We start from the raw sequence: 21,713 nt of genomic DNA on the forward strand, positions 1-21,713 counted from the left end.
GCCGCCTGGTCGGTCTGTCGGACGCTCACCCTCCCCCGCCGCGGTGCGGCCCCCCGTCTCGGCCGCGCGCCTCCACCTACTCTCTATTGATGGCGGGGGGGGGGGGGGGTGCGCCGGCCCCGGGGGGGCGCCCCCCCCCCCACCACCGAATTCACCTCGCTGACCGCGACCACCGATCCGCGGATGGCGCTGCCCGCGGTACTGGATGTGAACGCGATCGCCGAACCCGGCCCCGACGGCCTCGAACTCGACGCCACCTGGGAATTCGCGCGCAACATCGTGGACGCCGACGCCATGGGCGAGCTCGCCGATCTGTGGGTGCAGGCCCTGCACGGCCTGGCCGCGCATCTGCACACCGAATCCGCCGGCGGTTACACACCCTCCGATTTCCCGCTGGTCGAGGTCTCGCAGGCCGATATCGACAGCTGGTCGCGGGATTTCCCGGCGATGACCGATGTGTGGCCGTTGACCGCGCTGCAAACCGGGCTGCTGTTCCACACCCTCTACGACCGCGACGGCGACGACAGCTACATCGTGCAGGCCACACTGACCCTCGCCGGTGAGGTCGACGCGCAGCGGATGCGCCGGGCCGCGCAAACACTGATCGACCGGCACGACAGCCTGCGCACCGCCTTCGTCGAAACAGCCGACGGTCCCCGCCAGATCGTCCTGCACAACGTCAAGGCCGACTGGCGCGACACCGATCTCACCGGCCACGACCCTGCGGGCCGCGACCGCGAACTGCGCCGCCTCACCACCGAAGCGGCGGCACCGTTCGACCCGGCCCACCCGCCGCTGCTGCGTTTCCAGCTGCTGCGCACCGGCGCCACCGAATACCGGCTGCTGATCACCGACCATCACCTCGTCCTGGACGGCTGGTCGATGCCGCTGCTGATCCACCAACTGCTCGTCCTGTACACCGACGACGGTGAGGCGGGTGATCTCGCGGCCCCACGATCGTTCCGCGACTACCTGCAGTGGCTGCACACCCAGGACGACGACGCGGCCACCACGGCCTGGCAGCGGATGCTGGACGGGGTGGACAACCCGACCCGGGTCGCGGGCCGCCCGGACCGGGCAGGCAGCGCACCCAGCGGTGAAGCCGGGCTCGACCTCGACGCCGCGACCACCGCCGCGGTCCTCGACCTGAGCCGCTCCCACGGTGTCACCGCAGGCACCACCGTGCAGGTGGCGTGGGCGATGCTGCTCACCGCCCTCACCGGACGATCCGATGTGGTGTTCGGTAACACGGTCTCGCACCGGCCGCCGCACATCCTCGGCGTCGAGCACATGGTGGGCCTGTTCATCAACACCCTTCCGGTGCGGGTCCGGTTCGACCCCCGAGAATCCGTCGCCGACCTGCTGATCCGGGTGCAGTCCGAACAGGCCGCGATGCTCGACTACCGCCATATCGGTTTGGCGGAACTACAGCACGCCACCGGGATCGCCGATATGTTCGACACCGTCACGGTGCTGGAATCGTATCCACTGGACCGGGAAGGCCTGGCCCGCGACCTCGACGCCGCCGGACTGCAGCTGATCGATCTCGACGCCCAGGACGCCACCCCCTACCCGCTGAGCCTGCAGGTCACCCCGCCGCGCCCCACCGGCGACGACGCCGGCACCTACACGATCACCCTGCGCTATGCCACCGACCGGTTCGACGCGGAACAGGCCGCGACCCTGCTCGCCCGATTCGAACAGATCCTGACCCAGGTCGTCAGCGATCCCGCCACCCCCACCGCCGCCGTCACTACCGGCCGCGACCCCCGCACCAGCGAACCGCTCCCGGTCACCGGGGCACCCGCCGTACCCGAACGCACCCTGCACGACATCCTCACCGCCACCGCCCACCGGTACCCGGACGCGGCCGCCGTACGCTCCGGCGACACCACCCTCACCTACCGTGCCTTGCAGCAGCACGCCGACGACCTCGCCGCACTGCTCACCGGCCGCGGCGCCCGCCCCGAAACGTTCGTCGCCCTGGCACTGCCACGCTCGATCGACCTCGTTGTCGCGATCTGGGCGGTCGCGAAAACCGGTGCCGCGTTCCTCCCCCTCGATCCCGCCAACCCCGGCGAACGGATCGCCGGAATGCTGGCGGATTCGGGCACGGCCCTCGGTGTCACCACCGCCCCCGTCGCCGCGCACCTCCCCGGCACAGTGGACTGGCTGACCCTCGACGACACCACCCACACCCCGTCCCCGGCGCCGGCCCCCGCCTGCCCGGCGACACCCGGGAACACCGCCTACCTCATCTTCACCTCCGGGTCGACCGGCACCCCGAAAGCGGTGCAGGTGACCCACCGCGGGCTGGCCGGCCTCGCCGCCGCCCACACCGAAGCCTTCGCCGCGGACACCACCTCCACGGTGCTGCAGGTCGCCTCACCCGGTTTCGACGCCAGCGTCTCCGAACTGCTACTGGCCCACGGCAACGGCGCCTGCCTGCTGATCGCACCCCCCGACGTGTACGGCGGCACCGACCTCACCGAACTGCTGCGCACCGGGCACGTCACCCACGCCATCCTCACCCCGTCCGTGCTGAACACCCTCGACCCGGCTCGGCTACCGGACCTCACCACCGTCGCGGTCGTCGGGGAAGCCACCGGCGCGGACACCGTGACACGGTGGGCGCCCGGCCGGCGCCTGATGAACCATTACGGACCGACCGAAACCACCATCTGGGCCACCGGATCCGACGCCCTGCACCCCGGGGAACCGGTGACCATCGGCGGCCCCGTCCACGGCGTCTCGGTCGCGGTGCTCGATATGTGGCTGCGGCCGGTACCGGCCGGGGTCGCGGGGGAGCTGTACCTCGGCGGGCCCGGCCTGGCGCGCGGCTATTCCGGCCGGCCCGCCACCACCGCCGCCCGTTTCGTCGCCGACCCCCGCTCCGATCGCGGTGAACGCCTCTACCGCACCGGCGATTCCGTGCGCTGGATCCCCGGCCGCAGCGGATTCGAACTGGAATATCTGGGCCGTACCGATCAACAGGTCAAAATCCACGGCCTGCGCATCGAACCGGGCGAGATCGACACCCAGCTCACCCGCCATCCCGCGGTCGCGACCGCCGCCACCGTCACCCGCACCGGCCCCACCGGCGAACCGATCCTCGTGGCCTACGTCGTCCCCGCCCCCGGCGCCACCCTGGACACCACCGAACTCCACGCCCACCTCGACCGCACCCTCGCCCACTACATGAACCCCGCGGCGATCATCGAACTCGGCGAAATGCCGGTCACCGCCACCGGCAAAATCGACCGGAAAGCGCTACAACACCACGAACTCACCACACCCGACCTCGCGGGCCGCGCCCCCGCTACCCCCGCCGAACACACCATGGCGGACCTGTTCGCGCAGGTCCTGAACGTGGACAACGTATCCGCCGACAGCAACTTCTTCACCCTCGGCGGCGACAGTATCGTCTCCATGCGCCTGGTCGCCCTGGCCAAAGCCGCCGGCCTCGTCCTCACCCCCCGCGAAGTGTTCGAAGGGAAAACGGTCGCCGCGCTCGCCGCCACCGCCCGCCACGACCTGCCCGCCACCGGCACCGGCGACACACACCACCCGCTCGTCACACTCGACGAACCCGAAATCGACGCACTACGGCAGCAGTATCCCGCCCTCGCCGACATATGGCCCCTGTCACCGATGCAATCCGGTATCCACTTCCACTCCACCTTCACCGGCGAGGACACCGCCACTACCGACAACTACACCGTCCAGACCAGCATCGGCTTCACCGGCACAATCGACACCGACCGGCTGCGCCGCGCCGCCCAGGCACTGATCGACCGCCACGACATCCTGCGCGCCGGATTCGTCGAAACCGCCGCCGGACCACACCAGATCGTCCTCGAACACACCGGCACCGTTTTCCGGGACATCGACCTGACCCGCGGCGATCCGCGCACCGCCACCGAGATCGCCGCCGCCGACGCCGCAACCGGTTTCGACCTCTCCGCGCCGCCGCTGATCCGGTTCACCCTGCTCCACCTCGAACCCGGCGTACACCGGCTCCTGGTCACCAACCATCACGTCATCCTCGACGGCTGGTCCATGCCGCTGCTCATGGGCGAACTCCTCGAAAACTACGGCACACCGGAACGCATCGGCGCCACCGAACCCGCCCCGTCCTACCGCGACTACCTGACCTGGCTGCAACACCAGAACCCCGCCGCCTCCAAAGCCGCGTGGGCACACGAATACGCGGACGTGGATTCCCCGACCCGCGTCGCCCGCACAACATCCACCGCGAGCACCGCCGCCGAAGTGAACGCCGACCTGCCCGGCGACCTGTACGGCGCGCTCCGCGACGTCGCCGCCGACACGGCCGTCACCGTCAACACCGCCGTCGCCGCGGCCTGGGCGTTGAACCTGCGCGTCCTCACCGGCGACACCGACATCATCTTCGGCTCCGCGGTATCGGGCCGCCCACCGGAACTACCGGACGTGGACCGCACCCTCGGCATGTTCCTCAACACCATCCCGCTGCGGGTCCGGCTCGACCCGGCCCACACACTGCGTGACCTGCTGACCCGCATCCAGGACCAGCACGCCCGCATGCTCGACCACCACTACATCGGGCTACCCGAAATCCACCGCGCCGCAGGCGTCACCGAACTGTTCGACACCGCGATCGCCTTCCAATCGTTCCCCGTCGACCGCCCCGCCCTGCAGCAACTCGTCGAATCCGCGGGCCTGCACATCGGTGACATCAGCGGCGTCGACGCCACCCCGTTCCCGTTGAGCCTCGTCGTCGCCCCCACCAGCGACGGCGCACCCGGACTGCGGATCACCCTCCGCTTCCTGGAGGACGACTTCGACAGCACCCGCGCCCACCACATCCTCACCCGGTTCGTGGACATCCTGACCCGCATCGCCCGCGACCCCGCCACGAGGCTCGGCGCGCTCGCACTACCCGACGCACCCGCACCCGAGCACCCCGGCACCGCCCATCACACCCCCGAAACCCTCGCCGCCATCCTCACCACCACGGCCGCCGCCACACCCGCCGCGGTCGCCGCACGCTACGGCACCACAACCCTCACCTACCGGGAACTCGACGAACAATCCAACCGCCTCGCCCGCGCCCTGCTCCGCCGCGGCGCCCACCCCGGCCGGATCACCGCCCTCGCACTCCCACGGTCCCTCGCCGGTGTCGTAGCCCTGTGGGCGGCCGCCAAAGCAGGAACCGCGTTCGTCCCGATCGACCCGAACCTGCCCGCCGGGCGTATCGAATTCCTGCTGTCGGATTCGGCGGCCCACCTCGGTATCACCGATACCGCCACCGCACCGAACCTGCCCGCCGGAACCGACTGGCTGATCCTCGACGACGAACCCACCCACCGCGCCGTCGCCGCCGAATCACCGGAACCGATCACCGACACCGAACGCGGCACCCCCCTGCACCCAGACCGCAGCGCCTACGTCATCTACACCTCCGGTTCCACCGGCACCCCCAAAGGTGTGCGGGTGGGGCACCGCGCCCTCACCGATGTGGTCGCCGCACAACACCGCACACTGCACGTCGGCGAACAGTCCACGGTCCTGCAGGTCGCGTCCCCCAGTTTCGACGCCAACCTGTTCGAACTACTCATGGCACACGGCGCCGGCGCACGCCTGGTCATCGCACCCCCCGACGTGTACGGCGGCCGCGAACTGGCCGACCTCATCCGCCGCGAACACATCACCCACGCCGTGATCACCCCGTCCGCCCTGTCCACCGTCCCCGCCGACGACCTCACCGGCCTGCGCGTCCTGGCCACCGCCGGCGAACCCGTCGGACGGGAACTGGTCGAACGGTGGGCACCGGGCCGCACCATGATCAACCTCTACGGCCCCAGCGAAACCACCATCTGGGCCACCGCCGGCGAACTGACCGCCACCACACCGATCGGAATCGGCCACCCCGTCGGCCCCGTCGCCACCGCCGTCCTCGACACCTGGCTGCGGCCCGTCCCGCAAGGCGTGGCCGGCGAACTCTACCTGTTCGGGCCGGGACTGGCCGAAGGCTATATCGACCGGCCCGGCCTGACCGCCGCCCGATTCATCGCCTGCCCGTTCGACACCGGCGGTGCCCGCATGTACCGCACCGGCGATATCGTGCGCCGCAACGCCGACGGCAACCTCGAATTCGTGGGACGCAACGACTTCCAGGTGAAAGTCCGCGGCTCCCGTGTCGAACTCGGCGAAATCGACGCCGTGCTCTCGGCCCGCCCCGACATCATTTTCGCCACCACCCTCGCGCACCACGGCGACGGGGGACCGGCACGACTGGTGTCCTATGTGGTGCCCGCACCGGAAGTGAACGTCTCGGTCGACACCCTCACCGCCGCACTCGCCGACGCGCTACCCACCTACATGGTGCCCGCCGCCATCATGATCCTCGACGACGTACCGCTCACCGCCCACGGCAAACTCGACCGCGACCGCCTCCCCGAACCCGAATTCACCGCCCGCGCATACCGGGCCCCCGCCACCTGGCCGGAAGAACTGGTCGCCGACACCTACGCCCAAGTCCTCGAACTGCCCCGGGTCGGCGCCGACGACGACTTCTTCGCCCTCGGCGGCGATTCCCTCAGCGCCTCACTGGTGGTGGCCCGCATCGGCGCCGCCCTCGGCGTCCGCGTACCGGTCCGCGCCCTGTTCGAAGCGCCCACCGTCGCCGCCCTCGCCCGCCACACCACCACCCTGCGCGGCGGTGACCGGATACCGCTCACCGCCCGCCCCCACCCCGAACCCGTACCGCTGTCGCTGGCCCAGCAGCGCATGTGGTTCCTCAACCGGTTCGAACCCGAATCCGCCGCCTACAACATTCCGGTGATGCTGCGCCTCACCGGCCACCTCGACACCGACGCCCTGCACCACGCCCTCACCGACGTCATCGCCCGCCACGACGTACTCCGCACCATCTACCCCGAAACCGCCGGCGAACCCCGCCAACAGGTCCTGACCGACCCCGCACCGGCCCTGCACATCGTCCCCGCCGACCCCGCAACCCTGACCGACACCGTCACCACGTTCGTACGCACCGGTTTCGACGTCACCACCGAAGTACCGCTCCGCATCGGCCTGTTCGACCTCGGCACCGGCAACCACATGCTCGTCCTCGTCGTCCACCACATCGCCGGCGACGGACAATCCATGGGCCCACTGGCCCGCGACGTCGTCACCGCCTACGCGGCCCGCGCCGGCGGCCACGCCCCCCACTGGCAGCCCCTGCCCGTCCAATACGCCGACTACGCACTGTGGCAGCGCGAAGTCCTCGGCGCCGCCGACGACCCCGAATCACTCCTGTCGGCCCAGCTGCGGTTCTGGCGCGACACCCTCACCGACGCCCCCGACCGCCTCGACCTGCCCACCGACCGCCCCCGACCGCCGGTCGCCTCCCTCGCCGGCGGCCGCATCCCCGTCGATATCGGCGCCGCCCTGCACACCAAGCTGCTCGACCTCGCCCACACCCGCGGCTCCTCCCTGTTCATGGCGATCCACGCCGCCCTCGCCGCCACCCTCGGCCGCCTCAGCGGCAGCGACGATATCGTCATCGGCACCCCCGTCGCCGGACGCGGCGAACCCGGACTCGACGACCTCGTCGGCATGTTCGTCAACACCCTCGCCCTGCGCACCCCCGTCCACACCGGCGAATCGTTCACCGACCACCTCACCCGCACCCGCGACACCGACCTCGCCGCCTTCGAACACGCCGACGTCCCCTTCGAACGGGTCGTGGAAGAACTCAACCCGCAACGCGCCGCCGACCGCCACCCCCTGTTCCAGGTGATGCTCGCCTTCCAGAACCTCACCGGCACCGATGTCGAACTCCCCGGCGTCACCGTCACCCGCGCCGACATCGACACCGGACTGTCCCAATTCGACCTGCAACTGATCCTCGCCGACACCTACGACGACAGGGGAGCGGCCCGCGGACTCTCCGGAACCCTCACCTACGCCCGCGACCTGTTCGACGACACCACCGCACACGAATTCGTCGCGCGCCTACTGCGCGTCCTGGACGCCGTCACCACCGACCCCGCGGTAGCCGTCGGCGATATCGACTGGCTCGACACCACCGAACACCACGACCTGCTCACCCGGATCGGGCCCCGCCCCAGCGGCCCGCAGCCACCCACCCTGCTACCGGACGTATTCGCCGCCGCCGTCCACGCCAACCCCACCGGCACCGCCCTCCTCGCCGGCGATACCGAACTCACCTACCGGCAACTCGACACCCGATCCAACCAGCTGGCGCGGCTGCTGATCCGCCGCGGCGCCGGACCCGAACACCCCGTCCTCGTCGCCACCGGCCGCACCCCCGAAGCGATCGTCGCCTGGTGGGCCGTCGTCAAAACCGGCGCCCCCTACGTCCCCGTCGACCCCCGCTATCCCACCGGCCGCACCGAACAAATGGTCACCGACTCCCACGCCCACCTCGGTGTCACCCTCACCGCCGCGCGACCCCAACTGCCCGGCAACGTCGACTGGATCCCGCTCGACTCACCGGCCGACACCGCGCAACTCGACACCGAATCCGGTGAACCCGTCACCGACACCGACCGGCTCCGGCCACTACGACCCCACAACACCGCCTACATCGTGTTCACCTCCGGCTCCACCGGCCGCCCCAAAGGCGTCGCCGTCACCCACACCGGAATCGCCGACTTCGTCGCCGCGCAACGCAGCGGCACCCCACCCGACACCACCGACCGCGTCCTGCACTTCGCCTCCCCGTCCTTCGACGCCTCCCTGCTGGAAATCCTGCTCGCCGCCGGCCGCGCCGCCACCCTCGTCATCGCCCCCACCGGCATCTACGGCGGCGACGAACTCGCCGAATTCCTGCGCACCCACCGCATCACCCACGCCTTCGTCACCCCGGCCGCCCTCGCCTCCGTCGACCCCACCGGACTCGACGACCTCCACACCGTCATGTCCGGCGGCGACGAAGTCCCCGCCGACCTCATCAACCGGTGGGCCGGCACCGACCGCGCCGGCACCCGCGAATTCCGGGTCCTGTACGGGCCCACCGAAACCACCATGGTCGCCACCGCCACCGACCCCGTACACCCCGGCGAACGACCCACCATCGGCACCCCGCTCCCCGGAATGCAGGCACTCGTCCTCGACAACCGGCTGCGGCCCACCCCGGCCGGTGTCACCGGCGAACTGTATCTCGCCGGCCCCGCCCTGGCCCGCGGCTACCTGCACCGCGCCGCCACCAACGCCACCCGATTCACCGCCTGCCCCTACGCCGGACCCGGCAGCCGCATGTACCGCACCGGCGACCTCGTCCGCTGGAACAGCCACGGCGACCTCGAATTCATGGGACGTAACGACTTCCAGGTGAAAATCCGCGGCTACCGCGTCGAACTCGGCGAAATCGACACCGCACTCGGCGCCCGCCCCGATATCGCCTACGCCGTCACCATCCCACGCCGCGACGGCACCGGACCCGCCACCCTCGTCTCCTACGTCGTCCCCGCCCCCGGCGCCGACATCTCCGCCGATACCCTCACCACCGCACTCGCCGACACCCTCCCCGCCTACATGGTGCCCGCCGCGATCATGATCCTCGACCGGATCCCGCTCTCACCCAACGGCAAACTCGACCGCAAAGCCCTCCCCGAACCCATCCTGCAGGCCAAACAATTCCGGGCCCCCGCCTCACCGGTCGAAGAGATCGTCGCCGGAGTCTTCGCCGACGTCCTCGGCCTCGACCGCGCCGTCGGCGCCGACGACGACTTCTTCGAACTCGGCGGCAACAGCCTCGTCGCCACCCGCGTCGCCGCCCGCATCGGCGCCGCCCTCGACGCCACCGTCCCCGTCGCGATGATCTTCGACGCACCCACCGTCACCAAACTCGCCGCCCGCGCCGAATCCCACGCCGACACCGGCCGCGTAGCCCTCACCCCGCAACCCCGGCCCCCGCATATCCCGCTGTCCTACGCACAGCAGCGCATGTGGTTCCTCAACCGCTTCGAACCAGACTCCGCCGCCTACAGCATCCCCATCATCATCCGTCTCACCGGCCGGCTCGACACCGACGCCCTGCACCACGCCCTCACCGACGTCATCGACCGGCACGAAGTGCTACGCACCTACTACCCGCACACCGACGGCGAACCCGCACAGGTCGTCCTGCCCGCCGACCACACCACACCACCCCTGCACCCCACCCCGATCGACGACACCGACCTGCCCGCCGCGCTCGCCGCATACGTCGCCACCGTCTTCGACGTCACCACCGAAGTGCCGCTACGCGCCCGCCTCTACAACACCGGCCCCGACACCTGGGTCCTGGCCGTCGTCCTCCACCACATCTGCGGCGACGGATCCTCCCTCGCCCCACTGGCCCGCGACATGATGACCGCCTACCAGGCCCGAGTGAACGGCCGCCCACCCGCCTGGACACCACTACCGGTCCAATACGCCGACTACACCATCTGGCAGCACACCGTCCTGGGCGCCGAACACGACCCCCACTCGCTGCTCCGCGCCCAAATCGACTACTGGACCACCCAACTCGACGACCTGCCGCCCCTCCTCGAACTCCCCGCCGACCGGCCGCGACCCGCGATCCAGACCTACACCGGCGCCGACATCCCACTCACCGTCGACGCCGACCTCCACGCCGGCCTGGAAAACATCGCACGCACCCACAACACCACCCTGTTCATGGTGTTCCACGCCGCCCTCGCCGCCACCCTCGGCAGGCTCGCCGCCACCGACGATATCGCCATCGGCACCCCCTACGCCGGACGCGGCGAACCCGAACTCGACGACCTCGTCGGCATGTTCGTCAACACCCTCGTCCTACGCACCCGCCTCACCGGCCGGATGACCTTCACCGAACTCCTCGACCACATCCGCGACACCGACCTCGCCGCATTCGGCCACGCCGACGTCCCGTTCGAACGCCTCGTCCAAGAACTCAACCCCATCCGCTCCCACGCCCACCACCCCCTGTTCCAGGTGATGCTCGCCTTCCAGAATCAGACCGGCACCGACTTCGAACTCCCCGGCCTCACCGCCACCGCCGTCGAAGCCGACACCGCGACCTCCCTGTTCGACCTCCAGATCACCGTCTCCGACACCTATGACCCCACCGGCGCACCCACCGGAATCACCGGCGGCCTCACCTACGCCACCGACCTGTTCGACCCCGCCACCGCCACCGCCCTCGCCGACCGCCTGCACCGCGTGCTGCGCGCACTCGCCGCCGACCCCACCCAGCACATCCACGACGTCGACCTCCTCGACACCGCGGAAAAAGACGCCGTCCTGCACCGGTGGAACGCCACCGAACACGCACTCGACCCCGGCGAAACCCTCCCCGCCCTGTTCACCCGCGCCGCCGCGGCCCACGCCGACCGGCCCGCCGTCGAATCCGGCGCCCACACCCTCACCTACGCCGAATTCGCCGCCCGCGTCAACCGCCTCGCCCGCTGGCTCATCACCCGCGGCGTCGCACCCGACACCCTGGTCGCACTCCGCATGCCCCGATCCCTCGACCAGATCACCGCCATGTACGCCGTGCACGCCGCCGGCGGGGGATACGTACCCATCGACCCCACCCACCCCGCCGACCGCATCGACTACATGCGCACCACCGCCGCCCCCGTCGTCGAACTCACCACCCTCGACGGCATCGACCTCACCGGATACGACGACACCCCCGTCACCGACAGCGACCGCCACACCCCACTACGACCCCACAACACCGCCTACGTCCTGTTCACCTCCGGCTCCACCGGCCGTCCCAAAGGCGTCGCCGTCCCGCACAGCGCCGCCCTCAACCAACTGCACTGGATCATCGGCACCTACCGGCTCACCGCCGCCGATACCGTCCTGCAGAAAACCCCTGCCACCTTCGATGTCTCGGTATGGGAACTGTTCGCCACCCTCGCCGTCGGCGCCCGCCTCGTCATCGCCCGCCCCGACGGGCACACCGACCCCGCCTACCTCGCCGACATCATCGCCGACCGGCAGATCACCCTCACCTCCTTCGTCCCGTCCATGCTCGCCGCATTCGCCGACGCCGCACCCGCACAATCCCTCACCTCACTGCGCGCGCTCCTCGTCGGCGGCGAAGCATTCGGCGCCGACGTGGTCGCCACCGCACGCCGCGCCATGCCCCACACCGAACTACACAACCTCTACGGCCCCACCGAATTCACCCTGCACGCCACCTCCCACCACGTCACCGGCGCCGACGACGGCAGCGTCCCCATGGGCACACCGGTCTGGAACGTCCGCGCCCACGTCCTCGACACCCGCCTGCGCCCCGTCCCACCCGGCGTAGCGGGAGACCTGTACCTCGCCGGCAACCAGATCGCCCGCGGATACCACGCCCGGCCCGGCCTCACCGCCGAACGATTCGTCCCCGACCCCTTCACCGACGGCGAACGCATGTACCGCACCGGCGACCGCGCCCGCCGCCTGCGCACCGGCGAACTCGAATACCTGGGCCGCACCGACTTCCAGGTCAAACTCCGCGGCCTGCGCATCGAACTCGGCGAAATCGAAGCCGTCCTCGCCGAACACCCCTCCGTCGCCCGCGCGATCGCCGCCGTCCACACCTCCGGCACCGGCGACCGGCTCATCACCTACCTGGTCCCCGCGGCCGGCGCCGCCGTCGACACCGACGCCGTCCTCGCCCACGCCGCCACCGAACTACCCGACTACATGGTGCCCACCACCGTCATGGTGCTCGACACCGTACCGTTCACCGCCTCCGGCAAACTCGACCGCAAACGCCTACCCGAACCCGTATTCGCGGTAGGGGAGTTCCGGGAACCCGAATCCTGGCTGGAAGGAGAAGTCGCCCGAGCCTACGGACACGTCCTCGGCGTGGACCGCGTCGGCGCCGACGACGACTTCTACGCCCTCGGCGGCAACTCCCTGAAATCGGTCCAGGTGGTCAGCGAACTCCGCAAGGAACTCGACTACGAAGTCCCCGTCAGTTGGATCCTGTCCGACCCGCGCCCCGCCGAACTCGCCAAACGCATCGAAACCGGGATGCGCGACGGACACGTCGGCACCGAACCCACCGCACCCGGATTCGATGTCCTGCTACCGATCCGCACCACCGGCACGAAACCCCCGCTGTTCTGCATCCACCCGGCCTCGGGCCTGGCCTGGAGCTACCGCCCCCTCGGCGAATACCTCACCGGCGACCGCCCGATCTACGGAATTCAGGCACCACAACTCAGCGGCGCCGAACCCGGCCCCGCCACCCTCGAAGACACCGCCCGCCGCTACCTCGACGAAATCCGCAGCATCCAGCCACACGGCCCCTACCACCTGCTCGGCTGGTCACTCGGCGGCCAGATCGCCCACGCGATCGCCGTCGAAATGCGCGCCGCCGGAGAAGAAGTGGCCCTTGTGGCCCTGCTGGACGCCGAAGCCGACGGATTCGACCGATCAGCCGTCACCACCGTGACCGCTGGCGAACTCGTCGCCAACCTCGGCCCCGTCATGGGTATCGATTTCGTCCCCACCGACGCCACCGCCGAGGAAGCCGCCGCCCTGATCCGGCAGAACCTGGGGGAGGAGCTAGGTATCGACGCCACCCTCATCCAGCGCATGACCGACGCCTACAACCAGTCGATCCGCGCCGCCGCCGACTGGCAACCCCAGCCGCTCGACAGCGACATGCTGTACTTCACCGCCACCGGCGAACGCCGCGCCGACGCCACCGGCCACCGAGGGTGGGAGCCGCACGTCCGAGGCCACATCACCGATATCGATATCGACGCCCCCCACCTGGCGATGACCGAACCGGCGGTCCTGGCCCGTATTGCCCAGGTCCTGAACCAACAACTCGACCGGGAAACCGCGGGACAGAGTGGATGACCATGCCGGTGTGAAGGTCCGGGTGACCATGACCCCGGACTCAGCGCAGGGGAGTCCCGTGACCGCGCCGCAGAACCCGCACTGTGACAACACCGGCGGCGACAACAGCAGCAACCGCGATGAACACAACCTGCGGCCTGCCCAAGGTGTCGTCACCGACCGCCAGATACACCGCGATATTGATCAGCCAATGACCGATCGACGCAACCAGCACACGCTGACCGAAACTTCCCTCGCCCAGGTACCCGAGCACAACCGCGAACGCGATCGCCGAAACGACAAAGCACACCGCGGTCACGGGTGCCACCGCGAACGCCTGAACATGCCATAGCGCCCAAGCGGCGCCGGTCACCGAAACCGCCGCGAACCTCGTTATCCGGGATTCCAGCATCGGCTGCATAAGCCCCCGCCACCCGATTTCCTCGGCAGTCGCACCGAGCAGCTGCAACATCAGGAATACCGTGAAAGGTACGCCGCCCACCGGCGCCGGCCCGGCAAGGGCCGCACCCGATCCGACGACCGCGATCGTGACCAGCAGCCAGAACACCACGCATACGCCGACCACCGCCCCGATATTCGTACCCGCTCGCCCGGAGGGGACCGGAGCGGGGGAATGCCTGGCAATGGTCCGCCGGAAGACCAGCCAAGTGGCGAACGCGCCCAGCGCCGGAGCGAACTGGACCAGGGACAGTGCCGCAGGATCGAGACCCGAATGCGGTTGCACCACGAGCAGCGCGACCGAGCCCGCCAACGTGCACGCCACAAAGGTGCCGAGTATCGGCCAAATACTTGCGATGGCCGATACTCGGATTGCGTGGGCGGAGTCGGGTTGCGTGCCGCGATTCGAAATGGAACTCACGCTCTAACGTTGTTCGGTGAGCGCCGATTTGCGCATCACCCCGCAGTACCGACTTCCCGGCGTATCGGCAGGAAGTCTGAGGGTCGAGTCACGTGAGGGGAGCCGGGGGAACGTCCGCGGACTGTCCACCCAAAGGCTAGTTTACATAATGTAGATTATCGGCGTTCTTTCGGGAGCCCTGACCGGAGACCGAGCCGCAGCAGCACACGAGTACATTTCGGCCCACAAGGGCGGCTCCGCGCAGCATATGACCAGGCCTTACCGCCGATGTCGGGGTATTTCGCGAGACCGGGAATGCGCGCTCAGTGTCACGGATTACCTACAAGTGGGCGGGCCTCTCCTCGCGCCGCCATTTCGTCACCGTGACGCGCACGGATAGCGGGGCTTCCCTCCACGTGGCGGGTTCTGCAGCAGCTCCCCGACCCCCCGGAGTTTTCCGGCCACCCAGGAAAACTCGTCACAGTGACGAAATAGTGGGAGCTCGGGGGGCTCTCCGATCGAAGCAGACAAGTGTCACCGCCGCCCTGTAACGGCCTCGACGGCCGCTGACGGGGTCGGCGCACGACAATCGACGTACCACCGCACGCTGACCGGACCCGTCGGGGTCTGTGTCCGATAAGGTCGCACAGTGATCGGCAAGTGGTTCCGTAAGTATGTAGCCGAGAAACTGACCGGGAAAGTAATCCCCGATACCGCTGGTGCCATGGGGAAGCCGCTGCGGAATATTGCGGGAGTCACGAAAGAGGGCCCGGCGCAGAAGCTACCCGATTCGGATTCGGAGGCCCAGCGCCGGATCGAGCAGTCCCCTTCCGGAGGTTCACCGGACGGCACGCCGGGTCCCCTACCCGATCAGCGTTCGGTGTACAGCACTGCCGAGGCGGCACAGCTGACCACGCACGCGGCACGGCTTCCGCTTCCCTTCCACATCAACACCGCATGTGGGCAGCGGGCCGAAGCGATACTGTCCGAGCTACGTCACCGCGGTGTGCCCGCGGACGCTCTCGGCATCGCGCGGTCGTTCGTGCCCGATCTGTCGGCTGACGGCCTGGAGCGCGCATACGCCACCGGGACGGTCATGAAGAAGCAGTGGCATGCCACCCCCTCGTTCGATCAACGGATGCGCGCCGGTGTCGGGCGGGTCGATCCGGCGACGCGGACGGTCGAATTCGAGGGCGCCCGCTTCACCCAAACCGAAGCCGGCCGGTTCAAGATCACTATCGGTCCGGCATCCGGCGGTCCGGAGCGGTCCGTCGAGGCACCGGGAGAGGAAGCGGCCTTCTGTAACCACACCGCGGCCACCATACGGATGCGCACCGCCGACGGGCAGGAAACAATAGGGGTGATCGACCCCAGCTACGACCCCACACGGCCGCTGAGCCTGCGCGAATGGGCCATGCGGCAGAACTATCCGGACGTCGTCGTGGTGAGCGGTGGCCTCGCCGACCCGCCGGGCACACCGTTCCGTGTGCATTCCGAGCTCATGACCGAAACGCAGCGGGCCCGCTACGACGTCATCTCGCCGGACCATACATCTTCCTCATACACAGAGGACATGAGCAGATTCTTCAACCTCCAACCCGAGGACTCGCATCGGGAGGAACTCGGCCGCAACAACCCCGACGATCAATACGGCTACTCCAGAGTGCTGGCCGCCACGATCCTGGACGGCAATCTGTTGCCGGCGGAGATCGATGCCAGCGGCCATACCGCCGCCGAGATATCAGCTCAGCTGGGCCCGGTGGCCGCATATCAGAAATGGCTCGATTCGACCGGCGGCATACCATGAGAATTCATGCGGCGAGACCGTCCGAGTACCTCGCGGCCGCGCGGCATCGACACCGCTGGGTAACGTGAGGCTAAACTAACCCACGGCGGTGGCAGCGATCTCCCGGCCACCACACCGCAGCGTTGCCGACCGCAAGGATGTATCCGCTGTGTCCCCAGCCACCACGACCGCGCCGCGCACGGCACTGTCGCGGTCGGCCGTAGTGCTGCTGCTGACCGCACTTCTCGTAGCACTCCTGCTCGGCGGGCTGTTCGTCGGCAGCGGTGATTTCACAGCCACCGAGGCCTGGCGCGCCCTGTTCGGCGAAGGCAGCCCCACTGCCGTCGGTGTCATCCGGGAACAGCGAATACCCCGCACACTGCTGGCCGCGCTGGTCGGTGCGGCGCTCGGGCTCGCGGGCGCGGTAATGCAGGGATTGACGCGTAACCCACTGGCCGACCCCGGCATTCTCGGGGTGAACTCCGGCGCATACTTCGCCATGGTGCTCGGCTCGGTCGCCGCCGGCGCGGCCGGCACCGATTACGTGTGGTGGGCACTCGGTGGCGCGTTCGCCGCGTCGGTGCTGGTGTATTTCGTCGGTTCCCGCGGGGTCGGCGGGGCGAGCCCGGCCAAACTGGTGCTCACCGGCGTGGCGATCGCGTCGATGCTCAGCGGGCTCGCGTTCGGCCTCACAATGATCCATCCACGGACCTTCGACGCGATCCGCGGATTGCTGATCGGCACTCTCGACGGCCGCGGGTGGCCACAACTGTCGGCCACCTGGCTACTGGTGCTGATCGGAGTGGTGGGGGCGGTTGCGCTGGCGGGCTATCTGAATGCGCTCGCCCTCGGCGACGACCGCGCGGGCGCGCTGGGAGTCCCGGTGACGGCGGTGCGCGCGAGCGGATTCGTGGTCGTGACTGTGCTGTGCGGGGCGGCCACCGCCGCGGTCGGGCCCCTCAGTTTCGTCGGGTTGATGGTGCCGCACGCGGTACGGATGGCGGTCGGCCCGGACCACCGCTGGATGATTCCGCTGTGCCTGTTGGCCGGCCCCATCGTGCTGGTGGGCTCCGACCTCGTCGCCCGGGTCGCCACCGCGAGCGAACTGCCGGTGGGGATGGTGACCGCGTTCCTCGGGGCGCCGGTGCTGATCTGGTTGGCGCGCCGCGAGACAGGGTCGCAGTGGTGAGCCCCGCGGCACCGGCCGCCGCCCGCTGGCCCCGCCGCGTACGGTTCTTGCGGATCCACCGGCTGGGGATCGGTGTGCGCGTCGATCTCGTCTCGGCGGCGATCACCGTGGCGCTGGTGCTGGTCACCGCCGTGGTCGGTGTCCGGTCGCTGGGTGCGAGCACCACCGGCACCCCGGGCCTGGGGTTCGTGGAGGTCCTGCGGGTACTCGCCGGCCAGGTCGGTGGTTCGGCTGCCGATCACGTTGCCGGCTGGCTGCCGGTGGTGGTCACGGCGATACTCGGCGGGGCGTCGCTGGCATTGTCGGGCGCCATCTTCCAGACTCTCACCCGCAACCCGCTGGGCAGCCCGGACATCATCGGTTTCACCACCGGCGCCAATACCGGTGCACTGGTGGCGATGCTGGTTCTCGGGCTCGGTTCGGGCGGTGCCACGGTCGGCGCCCTGCTCGGCTGCCTGGGCACCGCGCTGATCGTGTATTTCCTCGGGATGCGCGGCGGTACCGGGAACTATCGGTTCATCATCGTGGGTATCGGTGTTTCGGCGATGCTGCTGTCGTTCAACGGCTACCTGGTCGCGACCGCCGATGTGCAGAACGCGGGCGCGGCGGCCGCATGGGGTATGGGGAATCTGCGTGATCTGTCGATGGCGGATACGGTGCCGGTGTTCGTGACCCTGGCGGTGCTGGTTCCGGCGTTGCTGGTGGTCGCACCGAGGATGCGGATGTTCGAGCTGGGCACGGATTCCGCGGCGAGCAAGGGTGTCGATACCGAGCGCACGCAGATGCTGCTGCTGGTGATCGGGGTGGGGTTCGCGGCGGCGACGACCGCGATCGCCGGGCCGATCGCCTTCGTCGCGCTGGTGGCCCCGCAGGTGGCGGCGCGGATCACTCCGAGTCCGGGGATCCCGCTGGTCACCTCCGCGGCGGTGGGCGCCACTCTCCTGGTTTCCAGTGAGGTGGTGGCGCGCACGATCCTCGCACCGCAGACGCAGCTGCCGGTCGGTGTGGTCACCACCTCGCTGGGTGGTGTGTATCTGTTGTTCCTTCTGCTGGCGCAGTCCCGAAAGGCCCGCCCGTGACCCATGATTCGCTGCCCGGTGCGCTGCCGGGCCGGTTGACCGGCACCGATCTGCGGGTCGGTTACGGCGACCGCGCCGTGCTCGCCGATCTGGATGTCGTGGTGCCCGACGGTTCGTTCACGGTGATCGTCGGGCCGAACGCGTGCGGTAAATCGACGTTGCTGCGGACGCTGTCGCGGCTGCTACGGCCGCAACACGGTGCGGTGCTGCTCGACGGGCGGGATGTGGCCGGGTATGGCGGTAAGGAGTTCGCGCGGGAGGTGGGGTTGCTGCCGCAGCAGTCGATCGCGCCGGACGGGATCACCATCATCGACCTGGTGGCGCGTGGCCGGTTCCCGTATCAGAAACTGTTCCGGCAGTGGACCGAGGCCGATCAGCGGGCGGTCGATTACGCTCTCCAGGTGACCCGGTTGACGGAGTTGTCGACGCGGCCGGTGGAGGCGCTGTCGGGTGGGCAGCGGCAGCGGGTGTGGATCGCGATGGCGCTGGCGCAGCAGACACCGATCCTGCTGCTGGACGAGCCGACGACCTTTCTCGATCTCGGGCATCAGATCGAAGTGCTCGATCTGTGTGTGGACCTCAACCGGCGCGGCACCACACTGGTCGCGGTACTGCACGACCTCAACCAGGCCGCCCGCTACGCCTCCCACATCATCGCGATGCGCGACGGCGAGATCGTGGCCGTGGGCCCACCACGCGACATCATCACTGCGGAGCTGGTCGACCGGGTTTTCGGCGTGTACGCGCAGGTGATCGACGATCCGCAGACGGGGACTCCGCTGGTGGTGCCGCTGGCGGAGGGCGCGGTCCGGGCCGACAGCGTGTGAACCGTGCCCGCCGGGCACACAACCGGAAGGAGAACCATGGCGAGGCGGCGTATCGGTGCGGTGGTGGCGGGGTTGGTGGGTGTGCTGCTGGCCGCGACGGCGTGTGTGCAATCCGATAACACCACCTATGAGGTGTTCGACGATCCCGAGGGGTCGCCCGGTTATTCGCTGCCGGACAATCCGCGGGTGGTGGCGCTCGGCTGGTCGGACGGCGCGGTCGCGGTGGAGTTGGGGGTGCGGCCGGTCGCCATCTACGACTGGATGAGTTTCGGTGCGGACACCAAAGGGGTCGGTGAATGGGACGCGGCGGCGTTCGGGGACAGTACGCCGGAACTGATCTCGGCGCAGAGCGCCGGGGAGTTCAATATGCAGCAGATTTCCGAACTCGATCCGGACCTGATCCTGAATGTGCGCGCGAAGGCGGACAGCGCTGTCACCGAGGAGCTCCGGGAAATCGCGCCGGTGGTCACCGCGCCGGAGGGTACGGGTGATTTCGCGGTGAACTGGCAGACGCAGACCGAGCTCATCGGCGCTGCGCTGAGCAAACGCGCCGAAGCGGACAAGATCGTCGCGGAGACCACGACCCGGCAGCAGGCTGTGGCGGGCGAGCATCCGGAGTTCGCCGGGAAAACGTTCGTGTACGCCGCGAAGTTCGGCACCGCCTACGGCGCCTACCTCGCCGGGGATGCCCGGTTCGATTTCTTCGCCGACCTCGGGTTCGTGCAGAACCCGCCGGTCACCCGGTTGCAGAGTTCGGGTTTCTTCGCGCAGGTCCCGGCGGAGCGGGTGGGCGATCTCGACGCGCAGGTCGCCGTATTCACCACGATCGGTCTACCGTTCGCCGATCTGGAGAACGATTCGTTGATCAACACGCTCGATGTGGTGCGGGATGGGCATGCCGTGTTGTTGCCGGAGAACGATCCGGCGGTGCTCGCGTTGTCCGCGGGCACGCCGGGGGCATTGCGGTTCGCCCTGGACAGGATCACCCCGCAGCTGGCGGCTGCGGCGCGGTAGCCGGGGGGTGCCGGGGAGCGTCTTGTTGGGCAGAGCGGAGCTGTTCGCGTAGCCGTGCCACGGTGTCCTCGAGTTCGAGAATCCGGGAGACCGCGGCCAGGTTGATGCCTTCACCGGTGAGTGTGGTGATGCGGGCCAGCCGGGTGAGGTCGGCGCCGCTGTAGCGGCGGGTGCCGCCGGCACTGCGGGCGGGCGTGAGCAGGCCGCGCTGTTCGTACAGGCGCAGGGTCTGCACCCCGATGCCGGCCAATTCCGCGGCGACCGAGATCGCGTACACGCCGTGTCCAGCCGCCGGCAGGGTCTCATGTTGTGGATCCATCGGGTTCTCACCTCGCATTCTGTGTCTGGGACCAGATTATCTGATCCTCCTACTTGCACTCTCTTAGGGCGAGTGCTAGATAATATCTATGTCAGTTCACAAAGATTATCTGACATAGATACTACCGAGATGGGAGTGAGTTGGAGGTGGCGACCATGCTGATGCGCACCGACCCGTTCCGCGATCTGGATCGCCTGACCCAGCAAGTATTCGGGACACCGGCCCGGCCCGCGGTAATGCCGATGGACGCCTGGCGCGACGGTGACGAGTTCTTCGTGGAGCTCGACCTTCCGGGCATCGACGCGGATTCACTGGATCTGGATGTCGAGCGCAACGTCGTGACCGTGCGCGCGTCGCGACCGGATCTGGACTCGAGCAGGTCGATGATCGCAGCCGAACGAACCCGTGGAGTGTTCAGCCGACAGCTGTTCCTGGGCGAGAACCTCGACACCGACGCTATCCGCGCCGACTACCGCGACGGCGTACTGCGGCTGGTCATCCCGGTCGCCGAGCAGGCCAAACCCCGCAAGATCGAGATCGCTCGACACGACGAACATCAGGCCATCAACGCCTGAGGCACGGGAGCGCGATCGACAGATTCCCGGCAACCGACTCCACAACTGAGGTGTACGAGTTTCCTTCGACCCCGGGGGGGGGGGGGGGGGGCGGCGGGGCCCCCCGCCACGGGGGCGGGGGGGTCGAGGGGCCCGCCCCGCGCCGCCGGATCGTCCCCGAAATCGAGAATGGGCTGGGGGCAGATTTCGGCGTCGCGGGTTATTTCATCTCCCGCGCTCATGTGAGCTACAGCAC

At 69.1% G+C, this 21,713-nt stretch carries 8 protein-coding genes and 1 pseudogene; 7 read left to right on the top strand and 2 right to left on the bottom strand.

The annotated features are described in order from the left end of the window. Positions 1 to 138: 138 nt before the first annotated feature. Positions 139 to 13,851: pseudogene (locus tag QH196_RS27265) on the top strand (amino acid adenylation domain-containing protein); the annotation flags it as partial. A gap of 40 nt (positions 13,852 to 13,891) precedes the next feature. On the opposite strand, the gene QH196_RS27270 reads toward QH196_RS27265, so the two are convergent. Continuing rightward, a complete protein-coding gene (locus QH196_RS27270) occupies positions 13,892 to 14,710 on the bottom strand; it encodes a CPBP family intramembrane glutamic endopeptidase (protein WP_280418700.1) in 819 nt (272 codons plus the stop codon). A gap of 628 nt (positions 14,711 to 15,338) precedes the next feature. Between QH196_RS27270 and QH196_RS27275 the strand changes: the two genes are divergently transcribed. From QH196_RS27275 to QH196_RS27295, 5 genes are all read left to right on the top strand, one after another. Next, entirely contained in the window at positions 15,339 to 16,496 is a 1,158-nt protein-coding gene (locus tag QH196_RS27275) for a hypothetical protein (protein ID WP_280418701.1), read from the top strand. A gap of 148 nt (positions 16,497 to 16,644) precedes the next feature. Beyond that, positions 16,645 to 17,664 (top strand): FecCD family ABC transporter permease, encoded by a 1,020-nt coding sequence (locus QH196_RS27280; protein ID WP_280418702.1) that lies wholly within the window; start codon positions 16,645 to 16,647, stop codon positions 17,662 to 17,664. Further along, a complete protein-coding gene (locus tag QH196_RS27285) occupies positions 17,661 to 18,743 on the top strand; it encodes a FecCD family ABC transporter permease (RefSeq protein ID WP_280418703.1) in 1,083 nt (360 codons plus the stop codon). The genes QH196_RS27280 and QH196_RS27285 overlap by 4 nt, the downstream gene beginning before the upstream one ends. Continuing rightward, positions 18,740 to 19,570, top strand: coding sequence for an ABC transporter ATP-binding protein (locus tag QH196_RS27290; RefSeq protein ID WP_280418704.1), 831 nt, complete (start codon positions 18,740 to 18,742; stop codon positions 19,568 to 19,570). The genes QH196_RS27285 and QH196_RS27290 overlap by 4 nt, the downstream gene beginning before the upstream one ends. 36 nt (positions 19,571 to 19,606) lie before the next feature. Further along, entirely contained in the window at positions 19,607 to 20,584 is a 978-nt protein-coding gene (locus tag QH196_RS27295) for an ABC transporter substrate-binding protein (protein ID WP_280418705.1), read from the top strand. Here the strand turns inward: QH196_RS27295 and QH196_RS27300 are convergent. Continuing rightward, positions 20,553 to 20,903, bottom strand: coding sequence for a MerR family transcriptional regulator (locus tag QH196_RS27300; protein ID WP_280418706.1), 351 nt, complete (start codon positions 20,901 to 20,903; stop codon positions 20,553 to 20,555). The two genes, QH196_RS27295 and QH196_RS27300, sit on opposite strands and share 32 nt — an antisense overlap. A 155-nt stretch (positions 20,904 to 21,058) precedes the next feature. On the opposite strand from QH196_RS27300, the gene QH196_RS27305 reads away from it, so the two are divergent. Further along, positions 21,059 to 21,478, top strand: a complete 420-nt coding sequence (locus QH196_RS27305; RefSeq protein ID WP_280418707.1) for an Hsp20/alpha crystallin family protein — start codon at positions 21,059 to 21,061, stop codon at positions 21,476 to 21,478. Positions 21,479 to 21,713 lie beyond the last annotated feature (235 nt).

It is taken from the genome of Nocardia carnea (genome assembly GCF_029868325.1).
In the GTDB taxonomy this organism is placed as follows: domain Bacteria; phylum Actinomycetota; class Actinomycetes; order Mycobacteriales; family Mycobacteriaceae; genus Nocardia; species Nocardia carnea_C.

Coding starts and splice junctions, on each gene's coding strand:
- QH196_RS27300 (WP_280418706.1), bottom strand. CDS start 20,903: ATGGATCCACAACATGAGACCCTGCCGGCGGCTGGACACGGCGTGTAC.
- QH196_RS27295 (WP_280418705.1), top strand. CDS start 19,607: ATGGCGAGGCGGCGTATCGGTGCGGTGGTGGCGGGGTTGGTGGGTGTG.
- QH196_RS27305 (WP_280418707.1), top strand. CDS start 21,059: ATGCTGATGCGCACCGACCCGTTCCGCGATCTGGATCGCCTGACCCAG.